Source organism: Sphaerisporangium sp. NPDC004334 (assembly GCF_053602655.1).
Genome location: NZ_JBSGDZ010000020.1, coordinates 63,010 through 77,265, shown reverse-complemented (window position 1 = coordinate 77,265; position 14,256 = coordinate 63,010). Strand labels below are relative to the sequence as shown.

Annotated in this window: 10 protein-coding genes and 1 pseudogene; 5 read left to right on the top strand and 6 right to left on the bottom strand. The window is 72.0% G+C overall.

The genetic code is table 11. From position 1 onward, the window contains the following. Positions 1 to 38 precede the first annotated feature (38 nt). Together ACWEN6_RS26045 and ACWEN6_RS26040 are read left to right on the top strand one after the other, a co-directional pair. Complete coding sequence (locus tag ACWEN6_RS26045) at positions 39 to 1,073, top strand: COX15/CtaA family protein (protein ID WP_452573602.1); 1,035 nt, start codon at positions 39 to 41, stop codon at positions 1,071 to 1,073. A 6-nt stretch (positions 1,074 to 1,079) separates the two neighbouring features. Next, positions 1,080 to 1,811 (top strand): SanA/YdcF family protein, encoded by a 732-nt coding sequence (locus ACWEN6_RS26040; protein WP_452573600.1) that lies wholly within the window; start codon positions 1,080 to 1,082, stop codon positions 1,809 to 1,811. Between the two features lie 564 nt (positions 1,812 to 2,375). Here the strand turns inward: ACWEN6_RS26040 and ACWEN6_RS26035 are convergent. Continuing rightward, positions 2,376 to 3,434, bottom strand: coding sequence for a lytic polysaccharide monooxygenase (locus ACWEN6_RS26035; protein WP_452573597.1), 1,059 nt, complete (start codon positions 3,432 to 3,434; stop codon positions 2,376 to 2,378). Between the two features lie 354 nt (positions 3,435 to 3,788). Further along, positions 3,789 to 4,679, bottom strand: coding sequence for an aldo/keto reductase (locus tag ACWEN6_RS26030; protein ID WP_452573595.1), 891 nt, complete (start codon positions 4,677 to 4,679; stop codon positions 3,789 to 3,791). An 86-nt stretch (positions 4,680 to 4,765) separates the two neighbouring features. Between ACWEN6_RS26030 and ACWEN6_RS26025 the strand changes: the two genes are divergently transcribed. Beyond that, positions 4,766 to 5,467 (top strand): TetR/AcrR family transcriptional regulator, encoded by a 702-nt coding sequence (locus tag ACWEN6_RS26025; protein ID WP_452573593.1) that lies wholly within the window; start codon positions 4,766 to 4,768, stop codon positions 5,465 to 5,467. Positions 5,468 to 5,506: 39 nt separating this feature from the next. On the opposite strand, the gene ACWEN6_RS26020 is transcribed toward ACWEN6_RS26025, so the two are convergent. The 4 genes and pseudogenes from ACWEN6_RS26020 to ACWEN6_RS26005 all read right to left on the bottom strand — a co-directional run bounded on the left by ACWEN6_RS26020 (position 5,507) and on the right by ACWEN6_RS26005 (position 10,874). Beyond that, positions 5,507 to 6,943, bottom strand: coding sequence for a PrsW family glutamic-type intramembrane protease (locus ACWEN6_RS26020; RefSeq protein WP_452573591.1), 1,437 nt, complete (start codon positions 6,941 to 6,943; stop codon positions 5,507 to 5,509). Positions 6,944 to 7,174: 231 nt separating this feature from the next. Then, a complete protein-coding gene (locus ACWEN6_RS26015) occupies positions 7,175 to 8,980 on the bottom strand; it encodes a dipeptide ABC transporter ATP-binding protein (RefSeq protein ID WP_452573801.1) in 1,806 nt (601 codons plus the stop codon). Positions 8,981 to 9,064: 84 nt separating this feature from the next. Next, a pseudogene (locus ACWEN6_RS26010) lies at positions 9,065 to 10,000 on the bottom strand (ABC transporter permease); the annotation flags it as partial. Further along, positions 9,894 to 10,874: an ABC transporter permease gene (locus ACWEN6_RS26005; RefSeq protein ID WP_452573589.1), complete on the bottom strand. Its 981-nt coding sequence runs from the start codon at positions 10,872 to 10,874 to the stop codon at positions 9,894 to 9,896. The gene ACWEN6_RS26005 and the pseudogene ACWEN6_RS26010, both read right to left, overlap by 107 nt. 102 nt (positions 10,875 to 10,976) lie before the next feature. On the opposite strand from ACWEN6_RS26005, the gene ACWEN6_RS26000 reads away from it, so the two are divergent. Both ACWEN6_RS26000 and ACWEN6_RS25995 read left to right on the top strand, forming a co-directional pair. Next, entirely contained in the window at positions 10,977 to 12,689 is a 1,713-nt protein-coding gene (locus ACWEN6_RS26000; protein WP_452573587.1) for an ABC transporter family substrate-binding protein, read from the top strand. A 106-nt stretch (positions 12,690 to 12,795) separates the two neighbouring features. Further along, positions 12,796 to 14,238, top strand: a complete 1,443-nt coding sequence (locus ACWEN6_RS25995) for an NAD(P)/FAD-dependent oxidoreductase (RefSeq protein ID WP_452573585.1) — start codon at positions 12,796 to 12,798, stop codon at positions 14,236 to 14,238. Positions 14,239 to 14,256 lie beyond the last annotated feature (18 nt).

Sequence of the window (14,256 nt, the reverse complement as noted above, 5' to 3'; positions counted from 1 at the left end):
ATTCGGGACCGGCTGGGTGGACGCCTACGATGTGTGCCGTGACCGCAGCAGACCAGCCCCGCGACGGTGCGGGGGGCGCCGGGACCGGCGCCCTCCTCGACCGGGCGCGTGGCCGGGCCCTCGACCTGTTCCACTCCGCGTGGTCGGCCACGCCCGCCACCGTCAGGCGGTGGGCGCTGGCCGCCGTGATCGTCAACGCGGGCATCGCGGTGACCGGCGCGGCCGTCCGGCTCACCGGCTCCGGCCTCGGGTGCCCCACCTGGCCGCGCTGCACGCCCGACAGCTTCGTCCCCGCCGCGCACGACGCGCACTCGCCGTTGAACATGGCCATCGAGTTCGGCAACCGCCTGCTGACCTTCCTGGTGCTGGCCGTGGCCGTCGGCTGCGTGGTCGCCGTCATGCGGGTGGCGCCCCGCCGCTCCAGCCTGGTGTACCTGGCGTGGATCCAGCCGCTGGGCGTCGCCGTGCAGGCGCTGTGGGGCGGCGTGGTCGTGCGCACGCTGCTCAACCCGGTCACGGTCAGCGTGCACTTCCTGCTGTCCATCGGCATGATCGCGGCGGCGTTCGCGCTGTACGCGCGGTCGGGTGAGGGCGACCAGCCGCCGCGGCGGCTGGTCCACCGCGACATCCGCACGCTCGGCTTCGTCCTGGTCGCCGCCGTGCTGACGCTGCTCATCGCCGGCGTCGTGGTCACCGGCACCGGGCCGCACTCGGGGGACGAGGCCGCCTCGCGGTTCGGCTTCGACATCCAGTCGGTGGCCCGGCTGCACGCCGACGCCGTGTGGGTCGTGCTCGGCCTGACCTTCGCCCTGCTGTTCGCGCTGCACGTGACCGACTCTCCCGGCCGGGCACGCCGGGGCGCGCTCATCCTGCTCGGCGTCGAGCTGGCCCAGGGCGTGATCGGCTACGTGCAGTACTTCCTGGCCGTGCCGGCGCTGCTGGTGGGCCTGCACGTGCTCGGCTCGACCCTGGTCTGGATCGCCACGTTGCGCGTGGTGTACCTCATGCGCTCGCGCGGCCCGGCCGGCGCGCCCGCCGCCGGGGAGAACCTACTGGACGCCGCCGGCGTCTGAACGATCGTGATCCCTCCTGCCGTCGCGCGGTGGACCCGCGCCGCCCGGGTGTCGCTGCGCTCGCGCGCCGTCCGGCGCCGCGCGTTCCACGGCGCCGTGGCGCTCAGCCTGCTCGGCCTGGCGCCCATGACCTGGGCCTGGCTGTCCACCACGCGCTACCGGCTCACGGCCGGAGCCGCATCGGGGTGGACGCGGCAGGTCCCGGCCGCCCCGGTGGGGCTGGTGCTCGGCGCCGGACTGTACGGCCACTCCCCCACGCCGATGCTGGCGACCCGGCTGGACATCGCCGCCCGGTTGCTGCGAGCGGGCAAGGTTCGGGCCCTTCTGCTGTCGGGCGACAACAGCCGGCCCGGCTACGACGAGCCCTCCGTCATGCGCGACTACCTGGTCGCGCGCGGGGTGCCGGCCGGGGTGCTGGTGCTGGACTACGCCGGGTTCGACACCTGGGACTCCTGCGTGCGGGCCCGCCGGGTGTTCGGGGTCCGTGCCCTCACCGTCGTCACGCAGGATTTCCACCTGCCGCGCGCCGTCGCCCTGTGCCGGGCCGCGGGCCTTGACGCCTTCGGCGTCGGCGACGACTCCGCCGCCCGGTTCCCCGCCCAGACCTACGTCTACGCCGTGCGCGAGTTCGGCGCGACCGCGAAGGGGTTCCTGGACGCGGTGGTGCTGAGGTCCCCGCCGGTCTTCCCCGGGCCGCGCGAGACCTCGCTCGACCGCGTCCTCGGCGCCCGCCGCTGAACGCCCCCGCGACCAGGGTTTCGGTTCCGGCGCGAAAGTTTCATCGGTCTCGCCGGTGCCGGAGGTCGTAAGCTGCGGCTTCTCGGCCGCCCGCCCTTGCCGTGAAGTGAGGGCTTCGTCACCGGCGGGCCTGCGGGGTATGGTCCCTTCGCGCGCATGGGAGCGCTCCCATAATCATCTGTCCCTCGCCCGCCCGGCAAGGAAGGGGTGACGCCCCTCGGCAGTGCCACGACAACCGCGTATCCCGTCCTGAACTCGGACGCTGCAACCGTGAGGCGGACGTGCCTCTCCGCCTCACGGTCCGGCGCCCGGGTTTATGCGTGCCCGGACGCGCCTCCCCTCACCGCCGCCCCCGGCCTCTTGTCCAGCCGCCTCGTGCCCAGCCGGCCTCTTGCCCACCTCTTGCCCAACCGGCCGCTCCCAGCCGCCTCGCCAGCGGGCCTCCCCAGCCGCCTCTGCCAGTCGGCCTCTTCCGATGGTCGTACACGCCCAAGGCCCCTCTTCCGAGGAGCGGGCGCGGGCACGCCGGCCGGCGCCGAAGGCCGGCGTGCCCGCGCCCGCGGACTATCCGCAGTTCACATCGGTGAACGTCGGAGTCCCCGCCCCTGTCATGGTGGCCAGGAACCCGGCGGTCGCCGAGGCCCCGGGGTCGAGCTTGAGAGCCCATGCCGGCGCGTGGATCATGCCGCTCGGGCCGCTCTGCATCATCGTCCCGTTCCACGCCTGCGTCATGGTGATGCCCAGCGGCATCATCCATGAGACGTACCACTCGTTGATCGGCGTGGACCCGGTGTTCTTGATCGTCACCGTGGCCTGGAACCCGCCCTGCCAGCTGCTGGCGAGCGTCACCGTCGCCTGGCAGGCGATCGCGCCGGGCGAGGACGGCGTCGGGGTGGGCGTGACCGGCGGTGGCGAGCTCGGCGGCGGGGAACTGGGCGGCGGGGAGCTCGGCGGGGGCGTCGAGGTGCCTCCGAAGATCACGTCCGAGCAGCCGTAGAAGGTCTCCTTGCTGTCGGAGCGGTACCACACCGAGTAGATGACGTGCCGGCCGCTCTTGTTGGGCAGCCGCCCGGAGAACCGGTAGGCGCCGTTGCTCACCCCCGGCTCGGGATCGGCCGTCAAGAACGGCTGCTCCTCCATGTCGGCCCAGGTCAGCGGCGCGGTGGGGTTGTAGCCGTCCTTGGTGACGTACAGCTTGAACCCGCCGGGGTGGGGCACCCAGGCGCCGTAGACGAAGTTGAACATCGCGCCGGGCTGCACCACCGTGGCCGGCCAGTCGGCCCTGGGCGCGTCGTAGGCGGCGTACTTGTCGAACCCGCCGCTGCAGAGCTTGCCGTCGGGGATGAAGCCCTTCGTGCGACCGGCGCCGTCCGAGCGCAGCACCCCGTACCAGTCGTACAGCGGCTGGGTGCCGCCCGCGGCGACGGCCTGGGCGCAGGCGGGGTTCTTCGGCTTGATCTCGTTGCTGGAGGTCAGCCCGTCGGTGTAGCAGGCGTAGGTCCTGCTGGCGGGCGCCTGGAGCGCGCCGTGCGCCAGGGCCGAGCGCTGGAGGCCCAGCGTCGTCAACCCGGCGGCCACGACCGCCACAGCGGTCAGAATCGCCACCTTTACCTTGGTTTTCACGCTTCCTCTTCACATCGCGGATGCCACCGCGCGGGGGCGGCGGTCGGACGAGCGGGCGCGGGACGCGCGCCGCTCCGGTCTGTCTCAGGGCGCGCGCGGCGGCGGCGCCGGCCGCGCGCCCACTCTGGCCCGGCCACCCGGAAAAGAGCATCGGAAGTGGCCACAGACATCCGCGTAACGCGATTGAAACACGGGGCCACGCGCGCGGCAAGAGCGCGCGGGCGACCTGGGACGATCAGCAGGACGGCGGGAGGACTGCGCGCGGGCTAGTGCGCTGTCCACGAACGTTCACCGGCTCGGGCGCCGTGGCAGGCGCCGGCATCGCCGTACCACGACCCGCCGCCCCGGCGCCGATCACTGCAGCACCTGGCCGTGGCTATGAGCGGGGGGCGTGGGCTGGCCGAGGGCCGCTTGCGACTCGTCGACGAGTCCGGTCAGGCGCGCGACCTCGGTGTCGGTCAACTGTTCGGCAACCTCGGAAGCTGCGATGTTGGACCGCAGGTGGTCGGTACTGCTCGTGCCGGGGATGACGACCATGGAGGGCGAACGGCGCAGCAGCCAGGCCAGTGCGATCTGGGCCGGTGTGGCACCCAGGCGCTCTGCCGGGCCGGTCAGCTCCTGGTGGCCGCTGAGCCGTCCGGCGGCCAGCGGGAAGTAGGGGATGAAGAGGATGCCCTGGGTCTCACAGTCGGCGAGAACCTGGACGCCGCTGCGGTCAAGCAGGTTGAAGCGGTTCTGCACCGCCGCGATGGGGGTCATCTGCTGGGCACGGGCCAGCATCTGCGGGGACGCGCCGGACAGGCCGATGCGGCGGATCAGTCCCTGGTCTCGCAGCTCGACGAGTGCGCCGAGCGACTCCTCCAGCGGTACGTCCTGGTGCGCGCCGGGGGTGTCGCCGACGAGTCGGAGGTAGGTCAGCTCGCTCGCGTCCGTTCCCATGTCGGTAAGGGCCTCGTGCACCTGCCGCCGGACCGTCTCCGGGCGACCGTCGACGACCCAGGACTTGTCCGGGCCGCGCTCTGCGCCGACCTTGTTGCCCACGATCACGCCCTCGGGGATCGGTCCCAGCGCCTGACCGATCAGCTGGTTCACCGTTCGCGGCCCGTAGGCGTTCGCGGTGTCGAAGAAGGTCACGCCCAGCTCGACGGCCAGGCGCAACACCCGCCGCGCCGCCTCCGGGTCGTCCGGGAATCCCCAGACCTTAGGGCCCGCAAGCTGCATGGCGCCGTATCCCACACGATTCATCGACCTCTCCCGCCGTATCACTGCAACGCAAATTTCCGTATCACTGAACGCATCAGTGATACGCCCTATGTCGTAGCATTGCAACTGTGGATGACGCGAAGACCCGCAGTCGCCGGCAGATCTTGGAAGTGGCAGCCGAGCTCTTGGAGCGGGAGGGCGCCCAGGCGCTCTCCACCCGCGCCGTCGCAGCGGCGGCAGGCATCCGGGCCGCCTCCTTGTACCAGTTCTTCGGTGACAAGGACGGGCTCCTTTCGGCGCTGGCCATCCACGCCTTCGACCTTTACTTGGCGCAGAAGCACACTTTGTCGTCGAGCGGCGACCCGGTCGACGACATGCGCCGCGGATGGGACATGCATGTCGATTTCGGCCTGAATCACCCCGCCTTCTACCTGCTGATGTACGGCACCGACCGCCCCGGCCGCCGCCCACCTGCCGCGCGGGAGGCTCAGGAACTCCTTATGACGTTCCTCGGCCGCGCCGCCTCCGACGGCCGCCTACGGGTACCGCCCGTCCTTGCCGCCCACCTCACGCTGGCGGCGGTGACCGGCGTCACACTCTCCCTGATCGGCATCCCCGAGAGCGAACGTGACCCGGAGGTCTCACCGCGCATGCGGGAAGCACTCATCGACGCCCTGACCACCGACACGAGCCCAGCCCCAGACTCCACTCTCGCCGCTCGCGCCCTCGCGCTCGATGCCACCCTCAGCGGGGCGGATCCAGCTACCGTCCCGCTCCGCCCCGTCGAGACCGCACTCCTGCAGGACTGGCTCCAGCATCTCGCCCACTAGGACGAGCCGGGCCCTCGAAGGCCATTTGTCAGACACGGCCTAGCGCGCTCCGCCCGAACCGGGGCCGGGCATCCCGGGCGGCCCGGGCCGGTACTCGGAGCCGGGCGTGCCGGGCCGGTACTCGGGGCCGGACGGCCCCGGGCGGTGCTCCGGGCCGGGAGCGCCCGGCGGGGCGGGCCGGTATCCGGAAGGCGGCCGGCCCGGGCGGTGCTCGGGGCCGGGCGCGCCGTCGGCCGGGTACGGGTCGCCGGGCAGGCCGTCGCGCGGCGGATAGGGGGAGACCGAGTGCCAGGTGTCGTGCCCGGGGGCGTAGCCGGGCGGGGCCATGCCCTTGGCGATCGTGGCCTGGTGCCGCTCGGGGACGGGGAAGGCCGCCTTGGCGACGCTCATGCAGGCCAGCAGCGCCTCCCGCCGGGTCTCGAACGTCTCACGGTCGATCACCCCGCGCACGCCGCGCTCGTGGAGCAGGCCCAGCTCGGTGGCGGCCACCTGGTAGTCGCGCATGGCGTGCAGCCCCGCCTGACCGCCGTAGGCCTTGGCCCACTGGCGGGCCTGCCGCCGCCCCTGCAGCGACGACAGCATGAACACGTCGAAGTCGGTGACCAGCCCGAGCCCCCCGTACGGCGGCAGGTAGAGCTGGATGAGGCCGACGATGCGCTTGCGGTCCTTGACGACCACGCTCAGCTCGACGAAGAACAGGATCATCAGCAGCAGGTAGGCCAGCGACAGCCCCTGGAACCCGCCGTAGGAGGTGAAGCCGTTCCAGATGCCGTGCAGCATGATGGCGCCGGCCCAGCCGAGCAGGACCACTCCACCGCGCACGGGCCCCTGGCGCTGCGCCGCGTAGGCGACCGCGATGCCGATCATCGAGGTGAACAGCGGATGGGCGAACGGCGACAGGATGCCGCGCAGCACCACGGTCACCGCCAGCCCCTGGAAGCCGTGCTGGTCCTGCGCCATGATGTAGTAGCTGACGTTCTCGCTCATCGCGAAGCCGAGGCCCACCATGCCGGCGTAGATGATGCCGTCGGTGGGGCCGTCGAGCTCCTGGCGGCGCCAGCGCAGCAGGCCCAGCAGCACCAGGCCCTTCATCGTCTCCTCGACCACCGGGGCCACGAAGGTCGCCACCAGGTTGCGCGCGTCGGTCGGGTCGTGCAGGGCGTTGGTGACGTACCTGAGGTTGAGGCTGTTGAGGATGCCGGCCACCAGCACCGCGATGCCCGCGCCCCACATGAACGCGAAGGCCAGGTCCTTGCCCGGCTCGGGCTCCATCCGGTCCAGGCCGAGCAGTGCGGCCAGCAGCAGCGGCACCGGCGCCAGCGCCAGGACGAGCGCGATGAAGAACTGCACCGGCTCGCCGTTGAAGATGTCGAAGGAGAACGACACCAGCGCGCAGATGCCGGCCACGACGAGGCCGATGATGAGCCCGAGAGAGGGACGCTCCCTCAGCACCCAGCGGGGATCACGGTTCGTCATGGGCGCGAGCGTAATCGACCGGCCACGACCTGTCCGCTCGGCGTCCCCGGCCCGCGCCCGGCCCGCGCCCGCACGGCGCGCGACCTCCGCGTCCGTACGGCTCGCCCCTCGTGATCACCGCACCACCCCGTACACGACCCGGCTCCGAACCCTCTGGTCTTCCCCCGTCGACCGGCCCCCACACCTGCGCCAAATGGTACATCTTCCGACTTGCCCGCCCGGTGAGCCCGGTCAGGCGGCACCGGGGTGGTGGCAGGCGACGACGTGCCCGGCGCCATGGGCCACCGGTTCTGGGTCGGCCGTCTCGCAGGGGACCCGCCGCTCCGCCGGGAGGCTCGCGTAGACCGGGCACCGGCCGCGGAAGCGGCACCCGGCCGGCCGCGCGGTGGCGCCCGGAGGGTCGCCGGCCAGCAGGATACGACGCCGGCGGCGCTCCAGGGACGGGTCGGGGATCGGGACCGCCGAGATCAGCGCCCGCGTGTAGGGATGCAGGGGCGCCTCGAAGACCGTGGCGGTGTCGCCGCTCTCGACGGTCCTGCCGAGGTACATCACGCTGACCCGGTCGGCGATGTGCCGGGTCACGGCCAGGTCGTGCGAGACGAACAGGTAGGCGAGGCCCAGCTCGTCGCGCAGACGGGCGAGCAGCGCGAGGATCCCGGCCTGCACGGTGACGTCCAGTGCCGACACCGGCTCGTCCAGGACGACGAGCTTGGGTTCCACCGACAGCGCCCGCGCGATGGCGACGCGCTGGCGCTGCCCGCCGGAGAACTGGTGGGGGTACCGCTCGGCGTGGGCCGCGGGCAGGCCCACCTGCTCCAGCAGCGCGGGCACCCGCGCCAGGGCCTCCCTGCGGGGGACGCCGAGCGTGAGCAGCGGCTCGGCGATGATGTGGCCGGTCGTCATCCGCGGGTCGAGGCTGGCCATGGGGTCCTGGAAGACGATCTGGACCTCGCCGCGCAGCCGCGCCGCCTGTCCGCGGGTGAGCGCGGCCGTGTCGGATCCGAGCACCTCGATCGTGCCCTCGGCGGGGCGGGCGAGCGACATGATCTCGAACAGGGTCGTGCTCTTGCCCGAGCCCGACTCGCCGACCAGGCCGAGCGTCTCGCCGCGGCGTACGAGCAGGTCCGCGCCGTCGACCGCGCGGACCGATCCGACCTCGCGCCGGAACACCGTGCCCTTGAACAGCGGAAAGGTCCTGGTCAGGCCGGAGACCCGCAGTACCGGCGGCCGGCCGGACAGGTCGCGCGGGGGCGGCGCCTGGTCCAGCCGGGGCACGGCGGCCAGCAGCTCACGCGTGTAGTCCTCCTTGGGCCGGGCGAAGACGTCTTCGACCGTCCCGTGCTCGACCACCAGCCCGTCGCGCATGACCACGACGCGGTCGGCCAGCCCGGCGATGACGCCGAGGTCGTGGCTGACGAACACCAGGGCCGCCCCGGTCCGGCGGCGGGCCTCGCGCAGCAGGTCCAGAATCTGCGCCTGGACGGTCACGTCGAGGGCCGTGGTGGGCTCGTCGGCCACGATGACCTCGGGGTCGTTGGCCATCGCCATCGCGATCATGGCCCGCTGCCGCATGCCGCCGGAGAACTCGTGCGGGTAGGAGCCCGCGCGCAGGGCCGGGTCGGGGATGCCGACCATGCGCAGCAGCTCGACCGCGCGCCGCCCGGCCTCGCCCCTGGACACCCGCTGGTGGACGCGGACCGCTTCGGCGAGCTGGTCGCCGACGCGCATCACGGGGGTGAAGGCCGACAGCGGGTCCTGGAACACCATGGCGACCCGCCTGCCGCGCAGTGCCATGAGCGTGCGCACCGGCGCGCCGATGATCTCCGTTCCGGCCAGCCGGACCGAGCCGCTCACCGAGGCGGAAGGGGGAAGCAGGCCCATCGCGGCCAGCGCCGTGACCGACTTGCCCGATCCGGACTCGCCGACGATGCCGAGCACCTCTCCGCGTCGCAGGTCCCAGCTCACTCCCTTGACCGCCTCCTGTCCGCCGAAGGCGACGCGCAGGTCCCGGACCGACACAACGACGTCGTCCGGCACCGGCTCGGCGGGGGTGCGCGCCGCCGGCGGCGCGGCGGGACGCGGACGGCGGGCACGGCGGGCGGGCCGGGGGGTGGGGTCCACCGCGTCGCGCAGCCCGTCGCCGACCATGCTGACGGCAAGGACGAACACGATGAGCAGGCCCGCCGGGAAGAAGAACATCCACGGGTAGGTGGTGGCGCCGCCGGTCGCGTCGGCGATGAGCGTGCCGAGGGAGACGTCGGGCGGCTGCACCCCGAACCCGAAGTACGACAGCGTCGTCTCGCTCATGACCGCGCCGCCCACCGCGATCGTGGTGTCGACGATCAGGAACGAGGCCACGTTGGGCAGGACGTGCCGCGCGATCACCCGCGCCCCGCCGACGCCCATGAACTCCGCGGCCCGGACGAACTCGCGTTCCTTGAGCGACAGCGTCATCGAGCGGACGATCCTGGCGCTGACCATCCAGCCGAGGACGCCGAGCAGCAGCGCGAACACCGGCCACCCCGACCCGCGCAGGACCGGCGAGATCATCGAGATCACCAGGAAGCCGGGGAAGACGAGGAACAGGTCGATCAGGAAGCGGACGGCCCGATCGGCCCAGCCGCCGAAGTAGCCCGCCGCGGCCCCGGCGAGGGTCGCCAGGACGGTGGAGAAGACCGCGACCACCAGGCCGATGACGAGCGACTTCTGCAGCCCGTGGGTCACCTGGGCGAAGACGTCCTGCCCGATGCCGTTGGTGCCCCACCAGTGCTCGGCCGACGGAGGCTCCCGGATGGCGGTGAAGTCGATGTCCCCGAAGTGCCACGTGGTCAGCAGCGGGCCGGCGAAGGCGAGGGCGAACAGCAGGAGGATGACGGTGAAGCCGGCCGCGGCGCCCTTGGCCGCGGCGAGCCTTCGCAAGGTGATACGGATCACGGAGGTGTTTCCCGGCCTAGGCGTCGCGGACGCGGGGGTCCAGTACGGCGTGCAGCAGGTCGGCGACCAGGCCCGAGGCCAGGACCACGACCGCGGCGAAGAGGTTGACGGCGACGACCGCATTGACGTCGTTCTTGTTGACCGCGTCGACGAACCACTCCCCCATGCCGTGCCAGCCGAAGATCGTTTCGGTGAGGGTGGCGCCGGTGAAGATGGCGAGGAAGCCGTAGGCGAAGAAGGTCGACAGGGGGATCAGCGCGACGCGCAGCCCGTGCTTGAGCAGGGCCGTCCGCGGCGCGAGCCCCTTGGCGACCGCGGTGCGCAGGTAGTCGGAGCCGAGGACGTCGAGGGTGCTCGCGCGCTGGTAGCGGCTGTAGGTGGCGATGGCGCCGAGGGCGATGGACAGGGTCGGCAGCAGCAGGTGCACGGCGCGGTCGCCCGCCTGGGCGAGCAGGCCGCCGGTGAGGCCGGGCGTCTTCTCCCCGGTGTAGCTGATGATCTGGCCGAAGGTCTCGTTGATCCACCGCGCGCCGGTCTTGAGCAGCACGGCGAGCAGGAAGACCGGGGTGGACAGCAGGACGAAGGAGGTGAGCGTGACCAGGCGGTCCGAGAGCCGGTACTGCCGTACCGCGCTCCACACGCCGGCCAGGATGCCGATCACGGTGCCGAGCAGGGTGCCGACGAGCAGCAGCCGCAGGCTCACCCCGACGCGCCGGCCGAACTCCTCGTCCACCGAGGTGTCGAAGATCGTCCGTCCGAGGTCGCCGGTGAGCGCGTGCCCGGCCCAGGTGCCGAACCGCACGAGGATCGGGTCGTGGTCGTTGACGCCGAGGTGGGTGAGCTGCGCCTCCACGGCGACGGCCGGGGGTCTCGGCTGGCGGCCCTCGAAGTAGGCGCGGGGTTTCAGGGCGGTGGCGGCCACGGCGTAGGAGAGGAAGACCGCGACGGTGAGCAGCACCAGGTAGTACCCGGCCCGTCTGACGAGGAAGCCTGTCACGCCGCGCCCCTCCCTTCTTCCCGCCTGACCCGGTGGCTAATGTTGGGTAATCCTACCGTTAAAGTCTGTTTTGTTCGCAAACAGGACCTTAGGGGAGAGCACGTGACGACAGGTACCCGGCTATGGGCGGTGGCCGCCGCGGCGACGCTGGCACTCGCGGGATGCGGAGGGAACACCCCCTCCCCCGGTTCCGGCGCGCCGGCGGCGGCGGGTTCGCCGGGCGCCGCGAACGGCGGCCCGGCCGTCGACGCGGCCGATATCAACCCCCAGCCCCTGGACCGGCTCAAGGACGGCGGCACGCTGCGGATGAGCATCCAGCAGTGGATCACGCAGTACAACAGCCAGCAGGTGGACGGCACGCAGGGCGACGGCTCCGCGATCGTGGCCCTCGTCGAGCCCGACCTGTTCTCCTACGACGCCAAGGGCGTCCCCCACCCGGTGCCGGACTACCTGGAGTCGGCCGAGGTGACCTCCACCTCGCCCCAGGTGGTCACCTACAAGCTCAACCCCAAGGCCAGGTGGTCGGACGGCGCCCCGCTGAGCTACAAGGACTTCCAGGCGCAGTGGAAGGCCCTGAACGGCAGGGACAAGTCCTACCTGTCCGCCGGGTGGCCCGGGTACGACCTGATCGGCAAGGTCGAGCAGGGCGCCGGCCCGCAGGAGGTCAAGGTGACCTACGACAAGCCGTTCGCCGACTGGCAGCAGACGTTCGACCCGTTGTTCCCCGCCGCCGCCTACGACACCCCGGAGAAGTTCAACAAGGGCTGGCTGGAGAAGGTGCCGATCACCGCCTCGGCGTGGAAGATCGGCTCCTACGACAAGACGGCGCAGACCATCACCGCCGTCCGCGACCCGAACTGGTGGGGCGCCAAGCCCAAGCTCGACTCCGTCGTCTTCCGCGCGCTGGACCCGGCCGCGGCCCTCGACGCCTACCTGAACAAGGAGATCGACTACGTCGCGGCCATCCGCCCGGAGGCCTACGGCCGCGTCAAGGACGACCCGGACACCGCCATCCGCGTCGGCGCGCGCTGGGACGAGGTGCACATCACCCTCAACGGCGGACGGGGCCCGCTGCAGGACCTCAAGGTGCGCAACGCCGTGGAGAAGGCGGTCGACCGCGGCGCCCTCACCGAGGTGGCCTTCAAGGACCTGCCGTTCAAGGGACGGCCGCTCGGCAACCACTTCTTCATGCCGAACCAGGAGGGCTACCAGGACAACTCCGGCGAGTACGGCAAGTACGACCTGGAGGGCGCGAAGAGGCTGCTGGACGAGGCGGGCTGGGAGGACAACGGCGCCGGGCAGCCCCGCACCAAGGACGGCGCGCCGCTGAAGCTGTCGTTCGTGATCAGCGCCGACTCCACCTCCCAGCAGGCCGACCAGGCCACGCTGCTGCAGAACATGCTCGCCCAGGCGGGCATCCAGATCACGATCGACAAGGTCCCCGGCAACGACTACTTCGAGAAGTACGTCTACCGCGGCGACTTCGACCTGGTCTCCTTCCGCAACGTCGACCAGCTCTTCCTGTCGCAGGCGTTCCCCCAGTACCAGAAGCCCGAAGGCGAGAACGTCTACCAGAACTACGGCCGGATCAGCTCGCCGGAACTGGTCGACCTGCTGACCAAGGCGCAGACCACCACCGACCGGACCGAGGCCGTCAAGCTGTACAACCAGGCGGACGCGCTGGTCTGGCAGCTCGGCCACACCATCGAGCTCTACCAGCGGCCCCAGGTGCTGGCCGTGCGCAAGGGGCTGGCCAACTTCGGCGCGGGCGGCCTGTCCTCCGACGACTTCACCAAGGCGGGGTGGGAGAAGTGAGCCTCTGAGGTACTCCCGCGCCACGGATGACACGATCGGACCGCCTGGGCCCTAATATCCGTCTTTGGGCTGTATGTCCGCGCATACAAGGCGGTAAGGAACGAGTATGACCCGCTTGAACGGCACGCCGTTGACCGACGACTTCGCCAACGGCGGGGTCTCGTTCTGGTACCGGCAGATCGGCGTCCCGCAACGCCGGCCCGCGCTGCCGGGGCCGCGCGACTACGACGTCGCGATCGTCGGCGGCGGCTACACCGGCATGTGGACGGCCTACTACCTGAAGAAGGCGCAGCCGGACCTGCGCGTGGCGATCCTGGAGCGGGAGTTCGCCGGGTTCGGTGCCTCCGGCCGCAACGGCGGCTGGCTGTCGGCGGAGTTCGCCGGCTCCCGCGAACGGCACGCCGCCGCCCGCGGCAGGCAGGCGATGATCGACCTGCAGCACGCGATGTTCGCCGCCGTGGAGGAGGTCATCGAGGTCACCCGCGCCGAGGGCATCGACGCCGACGTCCACAAGGGCGGCCTGGTCCACGTGGCCACCAACCCGGCCCAGGACCGCCGCCTGCGCGCCGAGGTCGCCGACCTGCGCCGGTGGGGGTTCGACGAGCAGGACATGCGGCCGCTCACCGCCCAGGAGCGCGAGGAGCGCATCCACGTGGCGGGGGCGCTGTCGGCCGCCTACAGCCCGCACTGCGCCCGCATCCAGCCCGCCAAGCTCGCCGTGGGGCTGGCCCGCACGGTGGCCGCCCTCGGCGTCGACGTCTTCGAGGGCACCACGGTCACCGAGATCCGGCCGCGGAGCGGGGACGGCCCGGGCAAGGCGGGCAGGGCGGCCGCGGTGACCGACCGCGGCACGGTCACCGCCGAGTACGTCATCCGCGCCACCGAGGGCTTCACCGCGACCATTCGCGGGCAGCGCCGCCAGTGGCTGCCGATGAACAGCTCGATGATCGTCACCGAGCCGCTCGGCGAGCGGGTGTGGGAGCGCATCGGCTGGCAGGGCCGGGAACTGCTCGGCGACCAGGCGCACGCCTACATCTACGCCCAGCGGACCGCCGACGGCCGCATCGCCATCGGCGGGCGGGGCGTGCCCTACCGCTTCGGCTCGCGCACCGACGTGCGCGGCGCCACCCAGCCGCAGACGGTGGCGGCGCTGTACCGGATCCTCACCACGCTGTTCCCGGCGACCGCCGGCGCGCGGATCCAGCACTCCTGGTGCGGGGTGCTGGGCGTGCCCCGCGACTGGTGCTCGACCGTCCACCTCGACCACGCCACCGGCCTCGGCTGGGCGGGCGGCTACGTCGGCAGCGGGGTCACCACGACCAACCTGGCCGGGCGCACCCTGCGCGACCTGGTGCTGCGCCGGCGGACCGAGCTCACCGGGCTTCCGTGGGTGGGCCGTCAGGTGCGCCAGTGGGAGCCCGAGCCGCTGCGCTGGCTCGGCGTACAGGCCATCTACGCGCTCTTCCGCACCGCCGACCGCCACGAGAACGCCCAGATGTCGCGTACATCCGCCTATGCCCGCCTGGCGGGCCTGATCTCCGGCCGCTGAGGTCCGCTGAGGGTCGCT

Coding starts and splice junctions, on each gene's coding strand:
- ACWEN6_RS26030 (WP_452573595.1), bottom strand. CDS start 4,679: ATGAATCGTGTGGGATACGGCGCCATGCAGCTTGCGGGCCCTAAGGTC.
- ACWEN6_RS26020 (WP_452573591.1), bottom strand. CDS start 6,943: ATGACGAACCGTGATCCCCGCTGGGTGCTGAGGGAGCGTCCCTCTCTC.
- ACWEN6_RS25995 (WP_452573585.1), top strand. CDS start 12,796: ATGACCCGCTTGAACGGCACGCCGTTGACCGACGACTTCGCCAACGGC.